Annotated in this window: 15 protein-coding genes and 2 pseudogenes; 15 read left to right on the top strand and 2 right to left on the bottom strand. The window is 46.6% G+C overall.

Going from position 1 to position 25,537, the window contains the following annotated elements; genetic code table 11:
- Positions 1-505 precede the first annotated feature (505 nt).
- Together OB236_RS10665 and OB236_RS10660 are read right to left on the bottom strand one after the other, a co-directional pair.
- The gene (locus OB236_RS10665) at positions 506-1,993 is read right to left on the bottom strand and encodes a response regulator transcription factor (protein ID WP_262683977.1); all 1,488 of its coding nucleotides are present in this window, start codon (positions 1,991-1,993) and stop codon (positions 506-508) included.
- Positions 1,971-3,737, bottom strand: a complete 1,767-nt coding sequence (locus OB236_RS10660) for a cache domain-containing sensor histidine kinase (protein ID WP_262683976.1) — start codon at positions 3,735-3,737, stop codon at positions 1,971-1,973. The genes OB236_RS10665 and OB236_RS10660 overlap by 23 nt, the downstream gene beginning before the upstream one ends.
- 223 nt (positions 3,738-3,960) lie before the next feature.
- Here OB236_RS10660 and OB236_RS10655 point away from each other — a divergent pair, with 223 nt between their 5' ends.
- From OB236_RS10655 to OB236_RS10585, 15 genes and pseudogenes are all read left to right on the top strand, one after another.
- Positions 3,961-5,283 (top strand): ABC transporter substrate-binding protein, encoded by a 1,323-nt coding sequence (locus OB236_RS10655; RefSeq protein ID WP_262683975.1) that lies wholly within the window; start codon positions 3,961-3,963, stop codon positions 5,281-5,283.
- Positions 5,284-5,325: 42 nt separating this feature from the next.
- Positions 5,326-6,219, top strand: coding sequence for a carbohydrate ABC transporter permease (locus OB236_RS10650; protein WP_262683974.1), 894 nt, complete (start codon positions 5,326-5,328; stop codon positions 6,217-6,219).
- Entirely contained in the window at positions 6,216-7,031 is an 816-nt protein-coding gene (locus OB236_RS10645) for a carbohydrate ABC transporter permease (protein ID WP_262683973.1), read from the top strand. Before OB236_RS10650 ends, OB236_RS10645 begins: the two co-directional genes overlap by 4 nt.
- 50 nt (positions 7,032-7,081) lie before the next feature.
- A complete protein-coding gene (locus OB236_RS10640; protein WP_262683972.1) occupies positions 7,082-7,756 on the top strand; it encodes a DUF1868 domain-containing protein in 675 nt (224 codons plus the stop codon).
- A 48-nt stretch (positions 7,757-7,804) separates the two neighbouring features.
- Positions 7,805-10,141 carry a glycerophosphodiester phosphodiesterase family protein gene (locus OB236_RS10635; protein WP_262683971.1) on the top strand — a complete coding sequence of 779 codons (2,337 nt, stop codon included), beginning with the start codon at positions 7,805-7,807 and terminating at the stop codon, positions 10,139-10,141.
- Positions 10,142-10,973: 832 nt separating this feature from the next.
- Positions 10,974-11,221 (top strand): annotated as a pseudogene (locus OB236_RS10630) (group II intron reverse transcriptase/maturase); the annotation flags it as partial.
- Between the two features lie 1,563 nt (positions 11,222-12,784).
- Positions 12,785-13,381: pseudogene (locus OB236_RS10625) on the top strand (HTH domain-containing protein).
- A 113-nt stretch (positions 13,382-13,494) separates the two neighbouring features.
- Entirely contained in the window at positions 13,495-14,121 is a 627-nt protein-coding gene (locus tag OB236_RS10620; RefSeq protein ID WP_166156151.1) for a type 1 glutamine amidotransferase family protein, read from the top strand.
- A gap of 546 nt (positions 14,122-14,667) precedes the next feature.
- Entirely contained in the window at positions 14,668-15,612 is a 945-nt protein-coding gene (locus OB236_RS10615; protein ID WP_262683970.1) for a helix-turn-helix transcriptional regulator, read from the top strand.
- The gene (locus tag OB236_RS10610) at positions 15,609-16,079 is read left to right on the top strand and encodes a DinB family protein (RefSeq protein WP_262683969.1); all 471 of its coding nucleotides are present in this window, start codon (positions 15,609-15,611) and stop codon (positions 16,077-16,079) included. Before OB236_RS10615 ends, OB236_RS10610 begins: the two co-directional genes overlap by 4 nt.
- 705 nt (positions 16,080-16,784) lie before the next feature.
- Entirely contained in the window at positions 16,785-18,017 is a 1,233-nt protein-coding gene (locus tag OB236_RS10605) for an IS110 family RNA-guided transposase (protein ID WP_262683968.1), read from the top strand.
- Positions 18,018-18,547: 530 nt separating this feature from the next.
- Positions 18,548-20,086: a glycoside hydrolase family 10 protein gene (locus OB236_RS10600; RefSeq protein WP_262683967.1), complete on the top strand. Its 1,539-nt coding sequence runs from the start codon at positions 18,548-18,550 to the stop codon at positions 20,084-20,086.
- Positions 20,087-20,168: 82 nt separating this feature from the next.
- Positions 20,169-23,417, top strand: coding sequence for a right-handed parallel beta-helix repeat-containing protein (locus OB236_RS10595; RefSeq protein WP_262683966.1), 3,249 nt, complete (start codon positions 20,169-20,171; stop codon positions 23,415-23,417).
- 289 nt (positions 23,418-23,706) lie between these two features.
- Positions 23,707-24,657, top strand: coding sequence for an ABC transporter permease (locus OB236_RS10590; RefSeq protein WP_262683965.1), 951 nt, complete (start codon positions 23,707-23,709; stop codon positions 24,655-24,657).
- A gap of 12 nt (positions 24,658-24,669) precedes the next feature.
- Entirely contained in the window at positions 24,670-25,533 is an 864-nt protein-coding gene (locus OB236_RS10585; protein ID WP_262683964.1) for a carbohydrate ABC transporter permease, read from the top strand.
- Positions 25,534-25,537 lie beyond the last annotated feature (4 nt).

Raw genomic sequence — 25,537 nt, 5'->3', positions numbered from 1 at the left:
GTGATGCACCGTGATGGTTGGAGTCAGACTAACGGTTGGGCTCTAATGGCACCATAGTTAATAAACCTTCTTCTCCCAGCCATAGTAGAAGTATTGACAGATGTTATGCATTTTCATCCTCTGTGGTGCAGCGCTGATCTTTGCGCTGCATGTATGGCTAAACATTCCTATTAGTCCTAATAAATGCACTTTGAAAGAAAAGGAGCGCCTCGGTATGATGGGTTTGTCAAAGGGTTTAACCCAACACCATCAAGGAGGGCTCTTCAGGATAAAACCATCAAAGAACGATTATGCTGCAGTGCACAAGTCTGTCCATCTTTTAAAAAAACAGCCCGCCATACGTTATTTGGCTGAAGGGCTTGAAAACAATTGCAGGACTACTTTAATGTCGCTGGAAATGGACACCAGTAAACGTTCACCTAGACTCAAACCCGATTAACTATACGGTACTGCGATGGAGTTACCTTCATTTTGGTTGTAAACACACGACTTTAATAAAATCCGTTTATCGATTGGAGATCGTGTTTCTTTTGTATTCCTGAGGGGAGACCCCGTAATATTTGGCGAATAATTTACTGAAATGGCTTGTGCTGTACAGGCCGACCTTTCTGGTAACCTCATGAACCGATAAATCGGTCGCCACGAGCAGTCTTTGCGCCTCTTTCATTCTCAGCTCCGTTACATACTCAACGAATCGAGTTCCCGTTTCTTTATGAAAAAGCGCACTTAAATAATTGGGACTGATGTCAAACAGGTTGGCCACTTTGGCGACGCTTATCTCTTCTGCGTAATGGGCCTTGGTATAAGCGACGATGGAACGGATGATGTGACTCCTGTCCGTCCGGGAGCCAAGCATGCGTTTGCTATAGTCAAGTAGTTCGCTTTTCAAGCCGGAATAATCAACATCGGGTTCGACGGACAGTCCGATGGCGCAGCGCAAATACTGCCCTGCCGCACGGATTAACCGGATGTTATCATGCAGCCGCGATGTTTCTATGAGAGCGATGAGCTGCTCCACCGTGCTGCCAAATTCAATAGGGCTTTGATTTCTCTCATATCGGGCCAGTTCGACCAGCAAAGCGCAAATAGGCATATAATGAGGCTTATCCTGTGTAATGGCTTTCAGGAAGGACTGGGAATAATCGACCGAAGTACCTGATAAAGCTCTCAAGCAGGTTAGCTGCTGCAGCTCCCCATAGGCAAAGAAGAACGTTCTGAACGGGAAAGTGCTGCCAGTTACTAGAGTGATCTGTGTTGCAGAACTCTGTTCCTTACGCCAGGCCACTGTCATGCGACGGATATCCGTGATGCATGACACCAGATACTCACTGCCGGTTTCCCCAGCCTTGTCATAACCGAACACCAGAACCCATTCATGATCCCGCGAATTCACAACGGTCATGTGGAAATGGCGGCCCAGATAGGGCTCGGCGCATTTTCTGGCATGCTCCAGCCAAGCTTCAGCGGTTAGGTGATTCGTTGCCTTCATGCCGTCAAAGCATACGGCGATCAGCTTGCAGCTCATGTCATCTTGACGTAAGCGATCGTCCTCGACAGGCGCCATGGCCGCAATCATTTCGGCGATCCGCAGGGCGAACAGCCGGTGGCTTTCGGCGGCTTTGTGGGTAAGCAGTTCACCGATGCTGTGGATGACCGATTTGAGCTGGTCTAGGCTGACCGGCTTCAGCAAGTATTCGTTGATCCGCAGCGCGATCGCCTTCCGGGCATAGTCAAATTCCGAGAAGCCGGTCAGAATAACGAACTCTGTATGCGGGGAAATCAGCTTGCCTTTCTCGATGGCTTCCAGACCGCCGAGCAGAGGCATTTTGATATCCACGAAAGCGACGTCAGGCAGCTGCTGCTCCAACTCGCGTAGCAGCTCAAAGCCGTCGGTTGCCTCGTGAATCCGCAGACCATGGATATTCAGCTTCTCCAAATTGTACCGGATATTCAGCCGGATCAGATGCTCGTCATCCGCTATAATAATTTTCATGGAAATGGGCCTCCGGTATCATGATGATAATGCTTGTCCCCACCCCTACGGCACTCTCCAACCGAAACAGACTGTCGGGAAAGCAAAGCTGCAGCCGTTCGCGCGTATTTGCGAGACCAACTTGACCGTGTTCATCCAGCAGCTGTGTGTCGAAGCCGACTCCGTCATCCTCGATGCGGATACGCACGAACAGCACACCGTCCTCCCATACCGTATCGGCTGCAACCGTCAGGGTGCAGGGGCTGTTCAAAGGCTCGACCCCATGGATAATCGCGTTTTCAACCAAGGGTTGGAGAATCAGCTTGGGAACCTTGTACGGACGGACGCCGTCTTCGCACGACATGAGGACCTGCAGGCGATGCCCAAAACGGAGCTGCTGGAGAGAGCTGTATTTTTCGATAAGATGCATTTCCTCCTCCAGAGTGGTCATATCCGAATGATTCAGGATATAGCGCAGCAGCAGCGTGAGATCGATAATCGACTTCTCCAGCAGCTCCCGCTCGCCGATCTGGTTAAGCGTAATAAATCCGTTCAGCATGTTGAATAAAAAATGTGGCTGGATCTGCGACTGGAGCGCTTTGTATTCGGAATTGCGCTGCTTGAGCACCAGCACATACTCCATCTCGATTTTCTGCTTCAGCTCCCCGATCATGGAATTGAGCGATTGGCCAATCACATCGAACTCATCCTTCGTATGAGTTGGGTAGCGGGCTGTAAAATCGCCTTGTTCGACCTTGCGCATCGTCTTAATAATTTCCTTGACCGGTCCCATCACCTTGCGCGACAATCCCTGATAGAACAAGAAGGCAACGACAAGACAAATGATATAGAGCAGAGCGGAATTCAGGTACACCCAGAGCGTCTTTTGTTCCAGATGCGAATTGGAAAGCAGCACGACCAATTCCCAGTTATAAGGAGCAACTGTTCGTCTTACTACCAGATAGGAGCTGTCGCCGTCGCGTACAATGGAATGGTTTTCGGGCATCGGCCTGAACAGTACCGGGGACACCTCGTGATTCGCATAAACGAAATTTCGTTCCTGATCGAGCAGTACGATATGGGAAGGAACATGGAAATCGATGTCCTGGAACATTTTTTGCAAAACAACGGTGTTGGCATCGGCGATGATGACGCTGATCGGGCGCTTGGAGGGGATTTCCCGGATTGTGCGCGCCACGGAGAAAACGGACTCATTCTTAGTGCGTGTAAAATAGTCCTGCTTGTGGGGATTGATGAATACTGCGTCTCCGCTCGCCTGCAGCGCCTTGCGGTACCAGTCTGTTTCGGCAAATTCATAGTTGGGGGTAACATCGTTTAACGGATTGTTGGTCGAATAAAACAAAGGTTTATTGTCCGAGACGACCAGGGTACTCATGATATCCTTGCGTGTATTTCTAACGAATCGCAGCTGCGAATCCAGCATGTTCGTTATGCTGAGGACTTGATATTTACTCATGCTTTCGTAAGACTCGGACGCCATAACTTTAAGCGCAGAGATGAAATCATCGTTATAATACGGAATAAGCGTGAGCTGGTCCAATTCGTTAAGGTAACCGGATAGGCTCTGAGACAGGGAAATCAGCGTATTGTCGATCAAAATGCTGGTGTCGTTGCTGTTCCTTTCGATGTAAACCCGCGCCACAACATAGGTAGTGAGCAGAAGCGGCAGCAATGTACTGATCATGAAAATAAGGACGAGCTTCATATTAAGCGGTCGATACATTCTGATTCCGAAGCCTTTCATAATTGAACCAACCTTTCTCGTTCTGGCTGCAGCCTTCTTGTGACAACTTATTCGACATCCGCTGGAAACCTCCTTCCTTGGGAGAGTTAGACTGTATCTGTAAAAGGCAGGATTATAGAAAGCAGCACGATCAGTGTAGTTTTGAGCGTATAGGAAGCGCTTCAAATCCGCTATACTGGCAAAGTAGCAAACCAATTGACCAAAGAAGGGGATAAATCGACTTATGAAAAAAATGGCGAAGCTTTGCGCTATCAGCTTGTCAGCGCTCATTGTAGCGGCTGGATGCTCGAATGGGGGGGGCGGCAGTCCGGCAGCAGGAACGGGAAATGGAGCCGCAGGAACAGGGGCAGCTACGGGAGCAAGCACGACTCCAGTAAAGGAGGTAAAGCCGGTCAAGCTCACGATGATGACCAACGCGACGGGCACGACGTTTGATACGATCCAGTCCATTATAGACGGATTCACCAAAGAAAATCCGAACATTACGGTGGACTTCAGCACGCAGGGCAAGGACTATGAGCAGCTGATGAAGGCGAAGATGGCCTCCAACGATCTGCCCGATCTATTCGCCACGCATGGCTGGTCTGTGAACCGGTACAGTGAATATTTGCGCCCGCTTAATGATCAGCAATGGTTTGGCAGCCTTACGGATACGATCAAACCAACCATTTCTGATAAAAAAGGCAATGTGTATGTGCTGCCGCTCAATATCGACCAATCCGGTATCGTTTACAACAAAAAGGTATTGGCGGATCTGAAACTGGAGGTCCCGACGACGTGGGAGGAGCTCTTGGCAGCTTGCAAGGTGATCATGGACGCCAATATTACACCGATCCACATCGGAGGTAAGGACACGACCAAGCTGGCAGGCTTTTTTAACAAGCTGGCACCTACCGTTCTCATATCGGATAAATCACATAATAGCGGCGAAACGCTTAAGGACGGCACGTTTGACTGGAGCAAGTGGAATCTGGTTTCGCAGCAGCTGGTGGACCTGAAGAAAGCGGGCTACCTGAACAAGGATGTCGTCACAGCCGATCCCCTGAGCGCAGCGGAGAAGATCGCCACGGGTAAAGCGGCATTCCTGATGGAAAACAATGCCATTGTGGCCGAGGCGATGAAGATCAATCCTGCAGCCCAGATCGGTATGATGCCGGTGCCCGCCTTTTACAAAGGGGATGAGCCGATCCTCAATGGCGGTGAACGGGAAGCATTTGGCGTATGGAATAAATCGAAAAACACAGATGCAGCGCTGCTGCTGCTGAACTATATGGCCAAAAGCGACAATATCGCGAAGATGGCTGCCGTTACGGGGATGCCTGCCTCACTCAAAAATGTGAAATATGATTTGGGCGGCCTGACCGCAGACTTTACGAAATACGGCAGCTTGCGGACGATTCCGGTATTTGACCGTGAATTTTTGCCGAACGGCATGTGGAGCACGTTGAAAGTCATCGGTCCCGCCCTCTTGACGGGTGATATGACGGTAGAACAATCCTCACAGATGATGAGCGACGATTATAAAAAGCTGCGTTCACAAAAATAGCAGCAGCGTACGGCTACAATTTTTTTCGGATGGGAGAGCGCAATGAGAAAGCGAATGGCTATATTTATCAACTCAGACAAAGGGTTATCCCTGATGTATGTGCCTGCATTATGTTTATTTTTACTGTTCGTGGCTTACCCGCTTCTATCAGGTATCCACATCTCCTTCACGAATTGGAACGGTTACTCGCAAAAGTATGCGTACATCGGACTTGAGAATTACAGCAAATTGTTTACGGATGTACGCTTTAAGAAGGCGCTGCTGAATACGCTTGTATACGGCTTCGGCAGCGCGATCCTGCAAAATCTGTTCGGTGTCATGTATGCGCTGCTGCTCAATATGAAATTTCGGAGCCGAATGCTGGCGCGTACCATCATCTATATGCCGGTCATCGTAGCTCAGCTGATTATGGGATATATTTGGTACTTCCTTGTCCAGTATGACGGGGGTGCGATTAATGATGCGCTCTCGGTGTTCGGTTTCGAGCCGATAGATTGGATGGCAGATGGGACGCGCGCCGTCTGGATCATTACCGGCATCAATGCCTTTCAGTACGTTGGTACCTCGATGATCATTTATTTGGCAGGCATTCAAGGCATTCCGCAATCGCTGCTGGAGGCATCCACCATTGACGGCGCCCATGCATGGAGCCGGTTCCGCCATATTACGCTGCCCCTGCTCATACCTGCCATTACGACAAGCTTCATGCTTAATTTGATCGGCGGTCTGGAGCTGTTCGCGATCGTCATCTCATTGACCTCAGGGGGACCGGGATTTGAAACGCATTCCATGTCGTCCATGATCAACTATTTTTATTTTGAAAATCAGAATGCAGGTTACGCTGCTGCGATCGGGTTCGTTACCTTTGCACTGGTCATCACGCTCAGCTACGTGATGCTGAAAATATTCAGGAAGAGGGAGGTGGAATATGGATGAAGCGATATGCGGGCTTGCTGAAAAACACCGTAGGGCTTGTCATTACAGTCATCCATATCATTCCTTTCTACATTCTGATTACGATGGCCTTAAAACAATCGAACGATTACTCCTCCCGCTGGCAGCTGCCGGATTACGTCTTCCTGGATAATTTTCGTCTGGCGCTGGGCGGTGGCAAGCTGCTGCAGGCGATGTCGAACAGTTTGATCGTAACGGTAAGCTCCGTGCTGCTGGTTGCGCTGCTCGGAGCGATGGCGGCTTACCCGCTGGCGCGCGTCAAAAGCAAGTTCAATCTGACCATGATGAGCTGTATTCTGGCGGTTATGATGGTTCCCAAGCTGACGGTGCTGGTGCCCCTGTACAGTCTGATTGCCGGGTTCGGCGGTGTCAGCACGTATTGGGCGATTGTACTGCTGATCACGACCTACAAGCTGCCGGCTTGCATCTTTCTGTACTCGAATTTTATCTCGACGATTCCCAGAGCATTGGACGAGGCCGCAACGATTGACGGGTGCAGCAAATTCAGCGTGTTTTACCGCATCCTGCTGCCCTCCATGATGCCGGTTACAGCCACGGTGATCATTATGAACAGTGTGTCGATCTGGAATGATTATTCATTCTCACTGTACTTCATGCAGTCACCGCTCAAGCGTACGGTTACATTGGCGATTTCATCCTTTTTCAGCCAAAACAACACGAACCTGAACGCCGCAGCGGCAGCCGCCTTGCTCGCCATCATTCCGGCTACGGTTCTGTACTTGTCGCTGCAAAAGCATTTTGTAAAAGGCATGGTAGACGGTTCGGTCAAGTAAAGCATGTTGACTTATGCAGCAATAAGCACAAAAGAAGGAGAGTTTATTCAATGAACCACAGCCTCTATACGAAAGCAGTAGGACGTAAATTTCATGCCGATGGCTCGGTGCGATATTTTCCCGGCAACACCATCATCTGCCCGATTCTCCCGGATAATGCCGCGTATGCAGAGCTTGTCCGGTTTGCAGAGCGGCTCAAGGCGCTATCCTGCGCCAGCAAGTTCACACTTATGCCGCCCTCCAGTTATCACATGACGGTGATACAAGGCGTCTGCGAGGAAGACCGCAAGCCTGAGCTATGGTCGCGTGATTTGCCATTGGATATGCCGCTTGAGGAGACAGATGTCTATTTCAGAAAGAAATTTGCCGAAATCCCTATTCCGCATGGCTTTCAAATGAAGTTTTATGAGGTGGAAACCGGCAGTGTTGCCCTGACATTGAAGCTGCTGCCTGCTTCAGATGAAGACCGCGAGGCTTTAACCCAATTTCGTGACCACGTATCCGAACAGCTTGGCCTCAGATTTCCGGATCACGATGAGTATCAGTTCCATATTACGATTGCCTACAAAATTTACGAATTGACAGGAGAGGAGGTGGTGGAGCTCCAGCAATTCAAGGAGCAGGAGGACCGCGAATTTGGCGATCGTATAGGGGGTTTGGCAACACCATCGCCGCAATTGGTTTTCTTTAAGGACATGTTCGAATTTGCAAGTGCCCGGCCGTAGGTTATGGGGCCAGGGCAGAGTTGAATGAAACAGTAACGGAGGGAAGTTATGAAAGTTAAAAAGTTAATCAATAGTGCAGCTTTATTCTCTATATGTTTAGGCTCACTGACAGCCGTAATGCCAGAAGCCACTATGGCGACAACCGCTTCAGTGACGTCAAGTGTATACCAGTCGCAAACGACGACATCTTCGGTGTACCCGGCATTAACGACTTCAGTCCCTGTAAACCAGCCGCTTGCGCTGGAGTCAACCGCCAACAGTTGCACGCCCTATGGGCCAATTGACGGTTACCAGTACGACCCCAAAATATTGAGGGAGCTAATGGGCAAACCGCGCTCAACCCATTATGGGCCATTTCTGTCCGCTCATCGCGGGGTATGGGGAACCAATCTGGGAACAAGCCCTTCCGGAGAGCCGTTGGTTAATGCCGCTGAAAATTCAATAACAGCTATCGACAATGCCGCCAAGCTTAAATTCGAAATGGTCGAACTGGATGTGAAGGCAACGTCTGATGGTAAACTGGTGTTAATGCATGATTACACAATGGGGAGAACAACGAAAAATAATAAAGATAATTACCATCAGTGGGATGTGTTCCGTCAGATAACATCGGACGGACAGGGGCCAGTTTATAAACCAAATGTAAATCCCAAAATACTTACAGATGATAACTGGAATAATGTTATCAAACCGTACAACCCGCTGATTAATAACGAATCAACATATATTCGTTCACTTCAATTAAAGGTGTTTGATAAATCTTCAAACAACGACCTTGGCACGATGACAATCGAAGGAGTTGAGGTAAAGGCCAAGGGACAATGGGGTGATACGCCAAACAATGAAACAGTCCCTGATCTTAAAGAGTCATTAACGCACATCGGAAATAATTATCCCGGAATGACCGTTGTGTTAGATCTTCGTCATCTTAACGAAGTGAACGAAGCGATGAATGTCATCGATCAGCTAAAGGATTGTCAGGGGACTCCTGCGAAAGATTGGGTTATATTAAAGCCATTTGCAAACGTGTTTAAGGGTGGCTATTATAATGCACAGAACTTAAACGCAAGCCAGCCTGCACCTGATTCCGTGATTGGAATGATCGGTCCGAGAGCTAATAATTACAAGTGGATCCCAGTCCTGTCTAATCGTTTAGTTCCACCTACCCCACAAGGAGAACCTTCTGTTATTCCTGGATCTCCCGGACCAGACCCTTCCCAAATAGTTGGGTCTGCAGTAGATTATAGTATCGATTGGTGGGAGAAATCACCGGGCAATACGGTTACCATCGAAAATGGGTACAATGGCAACGGCGCTGGCCCACTCAAGGATGCTTACGAATGGGCAATTCAACGTAGTACCAACATGCAATCTTGGCGACCAGCAGATATTAGAGTTGAAAACGAAGTTGTGCTTCCTTCAGGTAAAGTAGTCAACGGTTTTAACTGGAAGGATGATGGCATGGGAGCATATCCCACATATAAGGATAGCACTAAAGATTATAGTGAACAAAGAAAAACTGCCGGAATCCTCACTGTTGAGGATGCTCCCTACGTAATGAAGCTGGAAGTACTGACCCGGGTAGCGTCCACAAGGGTGATTTCCAAGGTGGTGGACTGGAGTAAGTTTGACACAGCCTCAGCTTATAAGATTGTTCATTATACTTCGGGTAGAGATTTAAAATTTAATGGTTTAGATGGAGAATTATGGTATTTTTTAAGAAAAGATAATAACGTAGCTGGGTTTAATATTATAAACGCTTTTCAACCAGGAGGATTTAGATATGCGTTGAATCTCGAAGGTGGAGAAAATTCTGTAAATCTTAACATTCTAGACCGCAATCACGTTGACCAATCTTGGACTCTTGCTGGAAGTGGAGCGTTCTCTATAATTAACGGAAATTTAAAAACGTTGGGCGATGATTGGGGGTGGTGGGTAGCCAGGGACGGAGTAGGTAGCGGAGATAAATGGTTAGTGTTTCCAATTGCCGACTATACATTACAACAAGTTGACACGGGTTGGGTAGCGGATATTGATCATGATAGAATCGAAAATGGTACTCATGTAGTGAGTTTTGAAAAAAGTCCCGGCTACCCAAATCAAAAATGGCGGTTTATATTTAATACAGACGGGACCTACACGATATTTAACCCGAGGAGCTCGAAGATGATGACAAGTGAAGGTAGTAATGGAGTCTCTATTCATACCTACGAATCGAATTATCCATATCAAAAATGGCAGCTGAAGTATGACAAAGGGACCGATAGTTACGCGATTATTAATGAAGGCCTTTATTTAAAAGGTACGGCATATGGTCAAGGCTTAGTTATGTCGCCGTTGGATAATGCGCAATTTAAATGGAGAATGACCACGTGGAATCCTTAAATAATTACAGGATAGAACCACCGATCCTGCTTGAACGTACCGGAAGTTCCTCCGCAGCTTGCTCGCGGGGAGAAATGCAATCGGCATAAGACAAGGGTGCTGCTCCTAGTTATGAGCTCAAAGTAACCTTTCCGGTATTCCGCGACGAACAGTCTGGGCAATAATTGGATGGTAATAAACAAACAAGGGGACGTAACTCTACGTTCCCTTGTTTGTTTACAAGGAGAGAGTATGCTTTATGAATCATGATTCCAATAAATGGTGTAATTGGACAAGAACATTTATCTAATGAGAACCACGCCCAGCGTGGTTTTTTCGTTGTGCGCCCAGCATGGGCGCTATCTCTAGGGTTGAAGTCCCGAATGGTGAAGGCAGTAGTAACCATTAGCTTAAGACAAGGGTGTCCATCGTGAGGTGGAATCTGAAGGAAGTCGGCGGCAAATCTCCGGTCTGAGGAACACGAACTTCATACAAGGCTAACATCCGTTGGATGAGCTTGCAACACAAAGCAAAGTCCATACTGCCAAAGGCGAATGAGAGTAAATGAAGCAGATAGATGGAGAGGAAGATAGCGTTCTTACCTGGGGAGATCTGACGGTAAGCGAAGTGAACTTCGTAAGCCAGCTTCGCAGGGTGGTGCAACATCTTGCGGAAGGGCTGAACATGAACTAGGAGTTGAACGACTTAGCATTCGAGGGTAAGCGATGAAAGCAGATAATTCGAGAGAACTTATCTAGGGAAAGTAGCGGTGAATACGCGAGGGTACTTAGAAGGGCTGAGCTTACAAACGGCATAAAGAGAAGAACAATTCACGCAAGGAGTGTATCGAAGAATGATGGAGTCACTTTTGTTACGAGAAAATTTGCTGTCGGCGCTAAAACGTATCGAGACGAACAAAGGAAGCCACGGAGTAGATGGAATATCTGTAAATAAGTTACGAGACCACATCCTACTAAATTGGCAAACCATTCGTCAAAGCTTAGAAAACGGAACCTATGAACCGAGTCCCGTCCGCCGAATGGTGGAATGCGTCTCTTAGGCATACCTACCGTGACAGACCGATTCATTCAACAAGCGATTACGGTGAGCGTCAAACCCAATACACCTGTTCTTAATAAAGCAAATCAATCATAATGAAGCCATCACGCACAAGAAAGGATGGACATCAAATGGAAGTAAATCTACAAGAGATATGGACGGAGCGTATTCGCGCCTATCAAGCCAGCGGACAGACGATGAATGGCTTGGTCCGAGGCCCATAATGTGACGCTACATCAATTCAAATATTGGCTCTACAAAGCCCAAAAACAAGACCGGGCGGCTGCCCTTACAAAGAAGTTATGACACTAAACTAGTACTATACTAGGTGAATGACATTAAACTAGTCCTTACAATAAGAATTGCCATCATGCTAAAGAAAAATGTGGTTAATGTATGTGGTTATTGTTCTAAATACTCATGTTTAATTTGGGAATGGTACCATTCTAATGTCAATAAGGGGACTAGTTTAATGTCGGTCTAGCAACGAATTCATTCAGGTGTTGGATGTCATTATCTCACCCATTATGGGATGCGGATCATCTTGTTTTTAACGAAGAAAGCGATGTTAGCAGCGCGGCTAGTTTATTTTAAGGGATAAAGTCTAGACCATATAGAGGGCTAATCGGACAATGTTCTTGTCAGTTATCGGATAATGTTCTTGTCATCCGACATGTATAGCGACACAAATGTTCCTACATAACTTTAGCAAAAAAGCTTGATAAATCAGGCTTTTATTTTATTATGTAGGAACATTTGTGTCGTGGCAAAACGCACAAAAGTTCCTACATTGTCGTTAAACGACACAAAAGCTCCTACATTCTGATTGAGTCACTAAAGACATCAAATAAACTCGCAGACTACATTGACTATAGACCCTGTAAGTCTTCCTGCGAGAAATGGCGTGCCAGATCGGTAAGGCTATTCCCGGGCATCACCGAGGCAGCTCGGATGCCACGATTGCGATACCGCTTATCGAATTCCGCTGCGAAGAGAGTAGTGGCCGTTGATCGCCAATCTCGCCAGGGCGCGGGGTTCTTGTCAATAATAAATTATTGTCGGACGACACAAACAATGTCCTAATTGTAATCAGGGTTAATCTGGAGTTTTTTCTTAATAGGATCAAGTTTATGTCGTTAGCCTACGACACAAACTTGATCCTATTATCAAAATGCGACACAAACATTGTCCGATTACCGCGAATCTTAAACTACCGTTGACCAAGAGTGTAAACTAGATAATAGCAGATGCAGGAACCTTCAAGAGATGACAGGAGCTTCCGTTATAAGTCGATTATTTTCAAAGAGATGTTCGAAGCTGTACAGAAGGAAAAAGAGTGCAGGGCATACCTTAAAATTAATTAATCGGAGATCGGAAGAAATACTTCAACAAATATGCGCTTAGTAGTTATTGATTTAGTGGAAAAGCTATCGTTCCCGCAGACGACACATGTGAAGTGCTTAATATTGATGGTTCGAAATGAATAGATGAGATGTGACAGTATCGTTCAAGGAAGTTGAAAGATAGGTAGACGAGTCACGTTGAATGCTGCGTGAGGATTGAAAGGCTGAAAGATTGATGAATAAAGGGATGAGGGTTCATGTTATGCCAAAAAACGATAATATGCTGGCAATTCTATGGATGCTGAATCTGGGCGTAAAAATGACAGCAAAACAAATATCCGAAAAGTTAGAAATAAATATAAGGACAGTTTATCGGTATGTTGATGCACTATGTGCCAGTGGAGTGCCTATAATATCCGACGCAGGTCATAATGGCGGGTATAGCTTGCTGAATAATTTTATCAGAGCACCTCTGCGATCCGCAGCTTTCGGGCAGACGAATTCTACAAATCAAGCGTACTCAAATAACATTTAAGCGACCCGAACTTTTTCGGCCCGTGAATTATTTATGCAAAATCTATTGCCTGATTTAGTAGGCAAGGACGGGTTAATTTCTTTAATTATCGGCGGTAGGCCAGAGGCATTGGATGACTTATGCCTGCATTGGTTTTTGGGGCATCATCTGAAAGAGCGGACATCAAACCAAGCAATCTTTTTACTTGAGGAAAAATCAATTCATATATATGTCCCTTATTTTCTCCTATCCTACGGGAAATCCATTCAAGTAATCGAACCACAGAGTTTGAAGGAAAAACTTGTTGCTGTTGCATCGGAGTTAATGGAATATTATCAACTTTAATTGCTTCGCTGACAGTAGATGTCAGTGAAGTTGTTTTATAATGATGATAATTATTGATTACCGATGGATAGTTGGTATCACTTGATGAATTGTAAAATAAGGAGAACTTGCAAATGAATAATACGGTATATCTTTATGTGTTTGACACAATGGCAGACTGGGAAATAGGTTACTTAACTGCCGAACTGAACTCGGGAAGATATTATAAAAAGGGGCTGGCCCCATCAAAAATAGTTACCGTGGGAATTGAAAAGACTCCTGTAACTACAATGGGCGGATTGAAAATACTGCCTGACATTAAACTGGATGAGTGCAGCATTGAAAGCACAGATACATTGATTTTACCCGGTGGAGATACATGGACAGAAACAATTCACCAACCCATCTTAAAAATCGCCCAGAGGTGTTTAAAGGAAGGTATATTGGTTGCAGCGATTTGTGGTGCTACAATGGGACTTGCCCAGACAGGATTGCTGAATTCACGCCCGCATACAAGCAATGATCTGGAATACCTTAAAATGATCTGTCCCACTTACACGGGTAAAGAGTATTACAAAATGGAGTCTGTTGTAACTGATGGAAAATTGATCACTGCATCTGGAATAGCTCCGTTGGAATTTTCTGTACACGTCTTGAAAGCTCTGGGCGTGTTTTCTTCACAAACATTAGATGCCTGGTATAGTCTTAATAAGACTCAAGAATCCAAATATTTCTATGAGTTGATGAATTCAATTCAATAAAGGTATAAACATAAAATATATGGGAGTGTCAGGTAAATATACAAAGAATGGAACACCCAACGGCTGTACATCTATTACCGTATTTATAACAGTGAAGAATCCTTCTGAATGACTAGGATTGAGGATTTGTCAGAAGTGGAAAGTAGTCGGAGGGTTACTGAATGGGCCAAAAGCTTTGGCGGTGAATAAGTCCAATAATTGTTTTAATAAAAAGTATTAAAAGTGACAATTTGCTGAAGTGATGTAATAGAAATGCTGGTGCCAAATAGTTGACGAAAATAGAAACTTCAAAATTTTGAGGTTGAAAAAGCAATCTTTCGAAAATATACCCTGCCGCCAAGGGGCTACAGGTTCTAGCGGCATACTTATCACAGCCACAAGGTATGTGGAGTGCTGTGTGTTGGTTGTGAGAAAGTAGAATTATGGAGCCGCATTCACCTGAGTGTAATATCTATTTTTCACATAATTACGCAAAGCTTAAATCAGTTTCATTTTCTTGAGAAAAAGAGGGTGCTTCCGATAGCGAAATGGGATAACATGCTTTCGATGCTTTGGATGCTTAGAACCGGAAGGAAGCTCACCGCCACGCAGATCGCGGACAGTTTGGAGATCAGCGTTCGCACCGTGTACCGATATATCGACGCATTATGCGCCAGTGGTGTGCCGGTCGTCGCGGAATCGGGCCATGACGGTGGCATTCGTATTCTGGAAAGCTTCAAGGAGACGCCATTGTTCTTCAACTCCGTAGAGGTGAAGGCGCTTGTGGATGCGTTTAAATTTGCGCAAGGCGCTGGCTATCCGTATACAGAGGAGCTGGAAAGCGCGCTGAAGAAGGTGGAGAACGGGCTGCACGAAGAGCAGCGCCACGATTTGTCCTGTCAGTCGAATGGCTTGGATGTGATTTCTCCGTCGCGTCTACCTTCCGTCGTTCCGTTGTTACGTGACCTAGAGCAGGCAGCGAAGGACGGGCTAACGGTTCGCATCACCTATCGCAAAGCGAATGCGGAGCAGAATGACGGACGAGAAGTTGATCCGTACGGGTTGGCTTATGACCGAAACGAATGGTACGCTGTCGCGTTCTGCCATCGGTCGCAGGCGGTGCGGACGTTCCGCGTGGACCGCATCGCGCGGCTGGAGCCGACTGAAGCGCGGTTCGAAAAGCCGGAGCGTTTCTCCGCGTCCGTCTATTTCCGCGACCAGTCCGAGCGGGAACGGGAGGCAGACGGACCGCTGACGGTCATCCGCATCGAGGGAGAGCCCGACACGCTGAACGCGGTTTGCCGCCACTGGCATATGCGCCACTATTTGACGGAACGGACCGATCGGGAGGTGCGGTTTCTGCTCGACGTCCCGACGATGAACAAGCACCTTCCGATGTATCTAATGACGTTCGGCACAGCCATTCGCATTCTGGAGCCGCTGGAGCTGAAGCGTCGGATCCAGGAAGTGGCATATGGAATCGCAAAACATTACGACGAAGATTCCGATTGAACTTCACTGACAACGGTTGTCAGCGAACCTGGTATACGTTCCATGCGGAAGTGACGAGCGTGTTCCCGTCCGTATCACAAACGTTTGGGCACATGTACTTGTTCGAACAGCTCTATATGTCTGTGCTAGCGGAAGTTCCGAACAAGGACATTTTTCCGAAGATGCCGGGCTGGACGGAGGAAGCGCAGGGCAGAACCGTTGACGAGATGCGCCGATTGTTCTCAGGCGTCGCCGAACAGTTCCGTGATTTGCTGGGGCGTACGCCTGATCCGGACAAGGCAATGACGATTGAGCATCCGAAGTACGGCCGTCTTGATACGCATTTCTCCGACATCCTGCGGCATGTGGTCAACCACGGGACGTATCACAGGGGCAATGTGACCGCGATGCTGAGGCAGCAAGGATATGCCGGGGTCCCGACCGATTATATATTTTATTTGATGGAACGGCAGGTAGGTCAGCGGTAAATATTGAAGATTCTAAGGCAGTGAAAGGCACCCAACTCGGGTGCCTTTCGATTTCGCTCTATAGATGATACGGTAAACAATATTACAAATAGTGGTAAGGAAGAGAATCGAGTTGAAGGTTGAGGCTGTGATACTAAATCTGCAGATGGTGGCTGGGCTTAAATAGCACTCTGCACATGTGGAGTGCGTGGTAAGGATATATCTACACTCTTTACTGCATTTCTCACTAGTCACTGTATTTAAGTATGGAATAATTACCAAATAAATAAAAATGTTTTTCACTTTGAAGACAATCTCTATAAAATTCAAATTTAAGCGTTTTGTGAAATATAGGTGTGTCTTGGGGCTGTAGGAACATTTGTTGTAAGAGTAGGATCATTTGTGTCGTTAAGACAAGTTTCGGAAGTCAACATCATTGTTACATTCAAAGTCGCTTAAATTGCGGCTTTTTTTAGTTATGTAATAAGGTTCTTGTCATCGGTCGATGTCAAGAACCTTATTACATTTCCGATAAATGACAAGAACGTTATTACATTCCCGATGGAGTAACAGAATAAATATTATGCAAACTTATGTTGTCGGTACTCTCTCAGCTAAACATTCCTGTTAAGGCTAAGAAATAGCCTTTGTCAAAAAAGGAGCGCCTCGGTATGATGGGTTTGTCCCGGGCTTACAACCCAACACCATCAAGGAGGCGCTCTTATTATGAAGTTTAAACAATCAGAAGTACAAAATCAACGAATTGAACGAATTAGCACATCTCATCTTGTTGTAGGTATCGATATGGCTAAAGAAACTCATGTGGCGCAAGCTACGAATTTTCGCGGAATCGTGCTCTCGAATCGACACCTCTCATTTAGTAACAGCATAGAAGGCTTTGAAAAGCTGCAGCGTTGGATAGAAGGACTTCAGCAAAAGCATCGTTTGAATAGTTTTATCATCGGCATGGAGCCTACAGGACATTATTGGTGGAACCTGGCGAATTGGCTTACAAACAAAGGATCGAACGTTGTCCTAGTGAATCCAGCCACCACCAAAAGAAACAAGGAGAACCGCGATAATAGTCCTTCCAAGAGTGATCCGAAGGATGCGCTTATCATCGCGGATATTGTAAGCCGTGGTTATTATTATGAATATACGCGACAAACCCAAGAGTTCCAAAGACTACGCACACTGATGAGCGATCGGGAATTCTGGGTCGCCTACAGTGTCCGGTTGCAGAATCGAATTATTCGTTGGTTAGATATTCGCTTCCCAGAGTATACATCGGTGTTTAAAGACTGGACTTGCAAACGTTCAATGGCCACATTGAAAGAGTTACCATTACCACAGGATCTCGCCTCACGATCTATAACCGAGATGATTACGACTTGGAGAAAGCATATGCACAGAGCAGGCGGTTCTACAGGCACGCAGAAAGCTGCTGAGCTTATTTCTCAAGCCAAGCGGAGTGTGGGTGATATCACAGCGTTATCTGAGGCAAAGCAGGATTTAAATCGATTAATCGAAGAGTATGAGCGCATCGTGGAAATGTTAGGGGAAATGCAGAAGAAAATCCTAGAAATACTTAGTGAGATTCCGATGGCAAGTCAGCTTCGCTCCATAAAGGGGCTTGGCCCCATCTTCGTTGCAGCGATATTAGCTGGTGCGGGTGATCTTAGACAATATGCGCATGGACGTCAGTTACTACGAAAAGCCGGTCTTAATCTAGCTGAAAGTACGTCGGGAAAACGAAAGGGACAGATCGTCATATCCAACCGAGGAGATTCTACCTTACGTAAATATTTGTTTCTCGCTACCATACAGCTCATTGGTGTGAATCCTGTATTTCGAGAGTTACATAAGTACAACGTTAAAGTTAAGCATATGAAGAAGCAGAGATCTGTATTTAAACTGCTGGGAAAAGCAGGATTTTACAAAGAAAGCACGGAGAACTGAGTTCCTGCCCGAGAAGGGCTTTGACCCGTCCGCTAAACGCAATCGGTCTCCACACCTTGGATAAGTATGACGATGGAATGTTAGGGCTTAGACCCGTAGAGCCATGGGATGGTAAACTTCCAGGTATTCGTGGAATATGCGTGCAGTAGAGTGAAATTTAGGGGAATGAATTTACGGCTTCTCTGTTCCCGCATGCTTAAAATTAAAGGTTTTTATCCATAGAACCTTGTTTTCTAAGCGGTCGTTATTTTCAAGGTGATGAAATCCTGCGAATGAGTGAGTATACGTTAGATAAACCATTAAAACCGAGGGAAACTGCTTATTTTCCCTCTGCCTGGACATTGTCGATATCATCTACCTGTAAAAAACAAGACAAAACATTTAGTTTTCCCTGTAGTTATATAGGGCTTAAGGCGATAACCTTGTAATTGCTGGCCGATACTCAATTACTAGCGCATGCCATCATCCGTTGATGAATCGCACTAGGAGGAATTTGAGGCGCAAAGCACTGAGAGGAAGGAGACCTGTTCATGCATAGGAAAAAAAACTACAATTGCTTGTTTAATCATGAGTTACTGAGTTTATTTACGTCGCAGTCGCCTTACCAAACTTATCGGGAGAATGTCAGAGACAACCAGGTTACCGGGTATGTCAAAGAGTTGGAGGGTACGCAAGTCGATGTCCTGATGTGCTGTCCATTAGCATGGAGAACGATTCTATGGGAATCTCAAATTGATCGGAGATGGCAGGAGGAAGCGCCGTTCGAGCATGAACCGCTGCCCGAGGACGATTGGAAATATAATCAGAAGGCTTATTACCGCGCTCGCCGTTATATGCTGCAAAAGAAGGATCCCGTCGGCTTGACCCTGCAGGCGGCAAGGGAGATCGGTATTGATTTCTTCATCTCCTACCGGATGAACGATAATCATTATTTGTATGATAAGCAATTACCGACGCATGGAAGCTTCTGGCGCAACCATCCCCAATACTGGATCGAGCCGGAAGGAAGCGGAACCCCGTTCAATTATATGATCAATGAGGTGCGCGACTATTATTTCGGATTGCTTCGCGAGCTGGCAGAGAACTACGACATTGATGGGTTGGAGCTCGACTTTCAGCGGCACCCACGCTTTTTTCCGGACAATCGGGTTGCTGAAGGTATCCCGGTTATGAACGAATTCATCAGACAAGTCCGTCTAATGCTGAATGAGATCGGAGATAACCGTGGCAAGTATTTGCAATTATGCGTACGCGTACCGGAGCGGCTCTCAGCCGGCCTAAAGGCCGGTTTGGATGTAGAAGCATGGGACCGCGAGCAGCTGGTGGATATGATTAATATATCCTCATCGTTCAAGACTACGCTTGAAATCGGCATCGAAGAGTTCAAAAGCCGTATTGAGCATGCCCGCATATACGGCGAGCTTCATTTCGTTGTCCATACGGGTGAGTCCCGCAGCGTTCTCGGGTATGTGAACAATATCAGCCGCAAAACGACCCGGGAAATATATGAGACAGCCGCATTGAATTATTGGAACAGAGGCGTGGACGGGCTGAGCTTTTTCAATTTCAACTACACCCGGGACCATTCGTTCCACGAGGCGCGGCGCAAAGAGTTTCCTGGCAAGGAGCCGCCATTTCAATTGCTGCGAACCATTTGTGACAGAGAATACTTGGGACGACAACAGCAGCATTATTATATAGGCACCGGCTACGGCACATTTCCTGCCAACGACGAAGCGGCTTTTACGGTCCGGCTCGAAACAGAAGGCATTTTCACACAATTGAAGCGCGCGGTACTTAGAGTAGAGACGTTCCGTGAGACGCTTCGTGTGCCTGTCGAGGCAGAGTTCGACGGCATTCCGCTGAAGGAAATAGTCGGCTCCGGCGAACTGTTTCCTCCCTTCTCCATCGAAGGTCTGCCCACACCGGAAAAAGTCCGTTATTTCGAGCTGCCACTTCATCTTGCTAAAGCCGGGGCTCATGGAGTTCGTCTATTCAATGTAACGTATCCCGATCCGTATAAAAGGATCACATTTGTCAGTGCGGAAATTGCTCTTTACACCTGCTGACTAAGGGTTGTGCAGCAGATTCTTCTTGATTTAAATTTACAACCGGCGATGCCGGGAATCGAAGCTAAAGGGAGAGATAGGGATGCAACGGTTAGCAAAAAGGCTGTGGGCTGTTACTTGTTATGTGATGTTGATGAACATGTTTCTGATTGGCGAGCCGGCTATCACCAATGCGAGTCCGTCCGCGAATGTATATTATCAGACGGTATGGCAGGACAATTTCGATTCGCTCGAAACGGGAAGCGGTGTAGCGTGGGATGCCTTAACCCCTTCCGTTCTGCCGGAGGGCTCGTCCGTGACGGCTGAGGTCTACGGGGAGGGCGGTACCGGTAAGATGATGCGAATTGTCGATAACGACGCCGGAACGATAGGCACGTTCAAGAAATTCGGCACCCAGCTGCATAAGATGATCGCGGAGGCTTCGATTCGAATCGACCCTACTACGAACAACGCGGGCTCTTTTCAGTTCTATCTGTTAGACGATTCCCTTTCCACTTCCGGCCTGGTCACCTCGATGGGCATCTTGAAAAACGAGATCCGCTGGTTTGTCACCTCTGGAGGTACAACGACGACGACGGTGTTAACGCCAAACGGATTTGACGGTACGCAGTGGAACGATTTCCGGATCGAAGCCGATGTGTCGCTCAAAACAGCCGATCTATACCTGAACGGCCAATTGATTGGCGACGATCTTCCCTTCCGCAGAGCCACGGCCTCTAATATCGGCCGGATCTGGTTTGTCGGGGGCGCCAGTCCGAGTCCCGTCATTGCTTATGTAGACAATGTCAGGATAAAGGGAGAGATGCCTGTATTATTTTCCGAAAATTTCGATTCGCTTACGACAGGAAGCGGGATTGCATGGGATGCCCTAACGCCTTCCGTCTTGCCGGCAGGCTCATCCGTGACGGTGGGGGTTTATGGGAAAGGCGATACCGGAAAGATGATGCGAATCGTCGATAACGACCCCGGAACGATAGGCACGTTCAAGAAGTTCGGTACCCAGCTGCATCAAATGATCGCGGAGGCATCGATTCGAATCGACCCCGCCACGAACAATACGGGCTCCTTCCAGTTCTACCTATTGGACGATTCCACTTCCACTTCCGGCCTGGTCACCTCGATGGGTATATTGAAAAACGAGATCCGCTGGTTTGTCACCACAGGGGGCACAACGACGACGACGGTGCTGACGCCAAGCGGGTTTGACGGCACACATTGGAACGATTTCCGGATTGAAGCCGATGTGTCGCTTAAAACGGCTGACCTGTACCTGAACGGCCAGTTAATTGGCGACAATCTTCCCTTCCGCAGAGCCGTGGCCTCTAATATCGGCCGGATCTGGTTTGTCGGGGGCGCCAGTCCGAGTCCCGTCATTGCTTATGTAGACAATGTCAGCATATATGGAGCGGCTGCTGGCAGCGAAACCACACCTGAGGTGCCGATCGTCACCACGCCGTCACCGATTCCGACGCGTACGCCGTATTACGAAAGAACGACAACCCAGATTCAGTCGAATCTTTATGTCGCTCCCAACGGAGATGATGAGAATCCAGGCACTGAAGAACAGCCATTTGCCTCCATACAAGGCGCCAAAGACTATATAAGAACGATTAACGGCAATATGACCGGTGACATTGTCGTTCATTTGAAACAAGGGAATTATTACGTGGACGATACGATTGCCTTTGACGCGGCGGATTCCGGAACCAACAATTATTATATTATTTATAAAAACGACGACGAATTGGGCAGTGCACGGCTGGTAGGAGGCAGGAAAATAAAAGAATGGATGCCGGATCAAGGCTCGATCTGGAAAGCGAATGTCGGTCAGGGATGGAGCTTTGAAACCTTGTATGAGAACGGCCAAAGAGCGAGGAAAGCGCGTACTCCCAACTATGTCACAAATAACAGCTTTCTAAATTCAAATGCTCCCTATTTGACTTCCGAGTCTGGAACCGTCAGCAGCATAACCTATAAGAGCGGTGATCTTGATACATCGAATTGGGATATAAGTGACTCAGATCTGGTAGTCTGGCCGTGGGGATATCGTAATTGGGGGATGTGGACCAGTCCCATTACCGCTATCGATGCGAATTCCAGAACGATCAGTATCAGCAATGGGGACGGCACAGTGATCGGACCCGAAGCCCGTTATTATGTGGAAGGCATATACCAACTGCTGGATCAGCCCGGAGAATTTTATCTGGATCGCGATGCAGGGATGCTTTACTACTGGCCGATGAACGGAGACCCGGACGATCAGACGATTGTAGCGCCGAAAGTGCAAACGCTAATCTCGCTGGCAGGAAGCAGTGCTAACGACAAGGTTCAAAATATTGCGTTCGAAGGGTTGACCTTCGAGGGAACGGATTTCACCAAACAAATAAATGCGTGGTATCAAAATCCGGAAACGCGTAAAGGCATGATGAACATGAGCAATACGGAGAATATTGTGATCAGGAATTCCCATCTTAAGAACGCCGGCTTGTTCGGCATATATATGCACAATTACAACCAATACAATAGGGTAGTCGGCTGCTGGATCGAACAGATGGGTATAAGCGGCATCCTGCTTCGGGCTGAAACGGGAACGGGTGATGTTCTCAAATACAACATCCTGACGAACAACAAGATTCACGATGTGGGACAGCTGGCGACCGACAGCTCGGGCATCAATATATACAATGCCGGCTTCAACGAAATTTCTTACAGCGAAATTTTCAACGGACCGAGGTTTGCCATAAGTTTTCGCGGGCCGACAGGTCAGGACACGAGTTCTTCCAATAAGAGCAGCAACGGGTATACGAGGAACAATATCGTCAAATACGTGAAAGTGTACAAGACGAACCAGGATAGCGGGGACACGGGAGCGATTCACCAGGCGGGAACGAGCAAGCAATACACGGACGCCTATAACACGAATTATTACGATCAAATTGTGATCAATGATATTTACTCCCATCCGTCCAATCTGGATTTGGGCCCCAACGGCATGTTTTTCGACTACAATACATTCGGTCAAGTATTTAAAAATATAAAAATTACCAATGTACAGGGTAATGCACTCGCCATGGAATTCCGCTATAATGATTCCGGCAAAGGGTACTACGAGAATGTAAACTGGCTTCCGGGCTACAATGAGAATCTGATAGATCTCGTCAATATCGGGCTGCGCGATGATTTTCCAACCTTCAACTACTCCTATTTCGATAAAGGTGGAATACACCGGCGAATGAAAAAGGAACATGACAAACATGACAAACTGAAGGGGAACCCCTTCGAAATCTCAGTCGATGCCATACTAAAGTACGATAACAACCCGGGCTATTGATTCTTAGCTTTCCTTAATTTCCGTCACGGATCAACCACCAAATAATGGGAGACGTGTTTTCTTTAACAGATACAAATTCCGTACAAAAGTGTACAGAATCATAGCCTTAGTCATCGGAGCCATCAGATTTTCTCCTATCTGGTGGCTCTTCTTTTCCGACTTAAAGGAAAGGTGCAGCTCCTTTAATAAACCACCTCAAACTTGTAGCAATTCACCTGTTTACTCCATAGAAATTCACTTATTATTAAATCGTTAACAACTATAAACATACAGAGAGGAGATAGTGGCAATGCAACCTGTTCAGTCCGTGCACCCCCTTCGCGTGGCCAAGCGGAAGCCGAGAGCCTTCATTGCAGTATTAAAAAAACACATATGGCTATATATACTGCTCTTGCCAACCTTGATTTATTTTATCATGTTCCATGTTGTACCTTATTACGGCTTATCGATTGCCTTTAAAGATTTTTCGCCTTTTCTCGGTATTTCCGACAGCCCCTGGGTGGGTATGAAGCATTTTGATCAGCTCTTCCAAAATCCGGATTTTGCAAGCCTTTTGGCGAATACACTGCTGATCAGCATGTACAAATTAATTTTCGGATTCCCGGCACCTATCGTGTTCGCTTTAATGCTCAATGAGGTTAGAATAGTTTTTTTTAAAAGGGCAGTGCAGACGATTACTTACTTCCCACACTTCCTTTCATGGGTCGTATTCGGTGGAATTGTTGTCACCTTTTTGACGCCTTCCGGTGTGATTAATGCATTGATTAAAACGTTCGGCATGGAGCCGATCAACTTCCTGATTGATACGCATTATTTCCGGACGATCATTGTCCTTACCAGCATTCTGAAAGAATTCGGATGGGGCGCTATTATTTATTTAGCTGCTTTGGCGGGTGTGAATCCGGACCTTTATGATTCGGCAACGGTCGATGGCGCCAATCGGTTCCATCAGCTGCTGCACGTAACGCTGCCAGGCATCATGTCAACTATTACACTGATGTTCATTATTAATTTGAGCCATATTCTGGATGCGGGCTTCGAGCAAATTTATGTCATGATCAATCCAACGGTTTACGAGGTAGGTGACATCATAAATACTTATGTGTATCGAATGGGCTTGGAAAGAGGGCAATTCAGCTTGGCTACAGCGGTGGGATTATTTAAAGGAGTTATTGGATTTATCCTCATTTTAAGTACAAACACACTTTTGAGAAAAATGGGACAAAGATCAATTTGGTAAGGAGCTGAACGGATGAACAAGCGTTACAATGCTGCCGATATATTCATATGTACCATTCTTTTGCTATCTTGTATAATTACAATATTACCGGTATGGCACGTATTTTCTGTGTCCTTCAGCGGACCCGACGCGGTGTATCATACCAGTCTGATGTTGTATCCCAAGGAATTGACCCTGCAAGCGTACAAATATGTATTTTCCACCCCGACATTGATTCGTGCTTTTGGCATTACCGTTATCATTACGGTTGCAGGCACGTTGATCAACCTGCTTTTTACGATATCGGGGGCTTATGCATTGTCCAAAAGGGATCTCCCGGGATTGAATATGTTTATGGTATTTCTTGTATTGGTTATGACGTTTCATGCCGGTATCGTACCGGGCTATTTAAACATCAAAAATTTGGGTCTTCTTAACAGCTTATGGGCTATGATGCTGCCTGGGGCTGTCAATGCCTTTTATTTAATTTTGATGCGGAATTTTTTTATGGATTTACCCAAAGAAATAGAAGAATCAGCCAAGATCGATGGATGCAACGAGCTGTCTCTGATCGTGAAAATTGTCATTCCGTTGTCTACACCGGTTATAGCGACAATTGGGTTATTTTACGGAGTTGGGCACTGGAACGAGTTTTTCAAAGGCGTCTTTTATATGTCTGACTCAAGTAAGTGGCCCCTTCAGGTGCTGCTGAAAACGATTGTTTTTGACCAGAATTTCTCCGATTTGGCTAGTGCCGATACTACAAATATACGAATTGAACCGGCTAATATTCAATCAGCTGCGATTGTATTTGCTACGGTTCCTATATTGTTGGTGTATCCGTTTCTGCAAAAATATTTTGTGAAAGGTATTGTTATGGGAGCCGTAAAGGGGTAGAGGT

Source organism: Paenibacillus baimaensis (assembly GCF_025567575.1).
The sequence above is the reverse complement of the archived record's forward strand: the minus strand, read 5'-3'. Positions and strand labels throughout refer to the sequence as shown.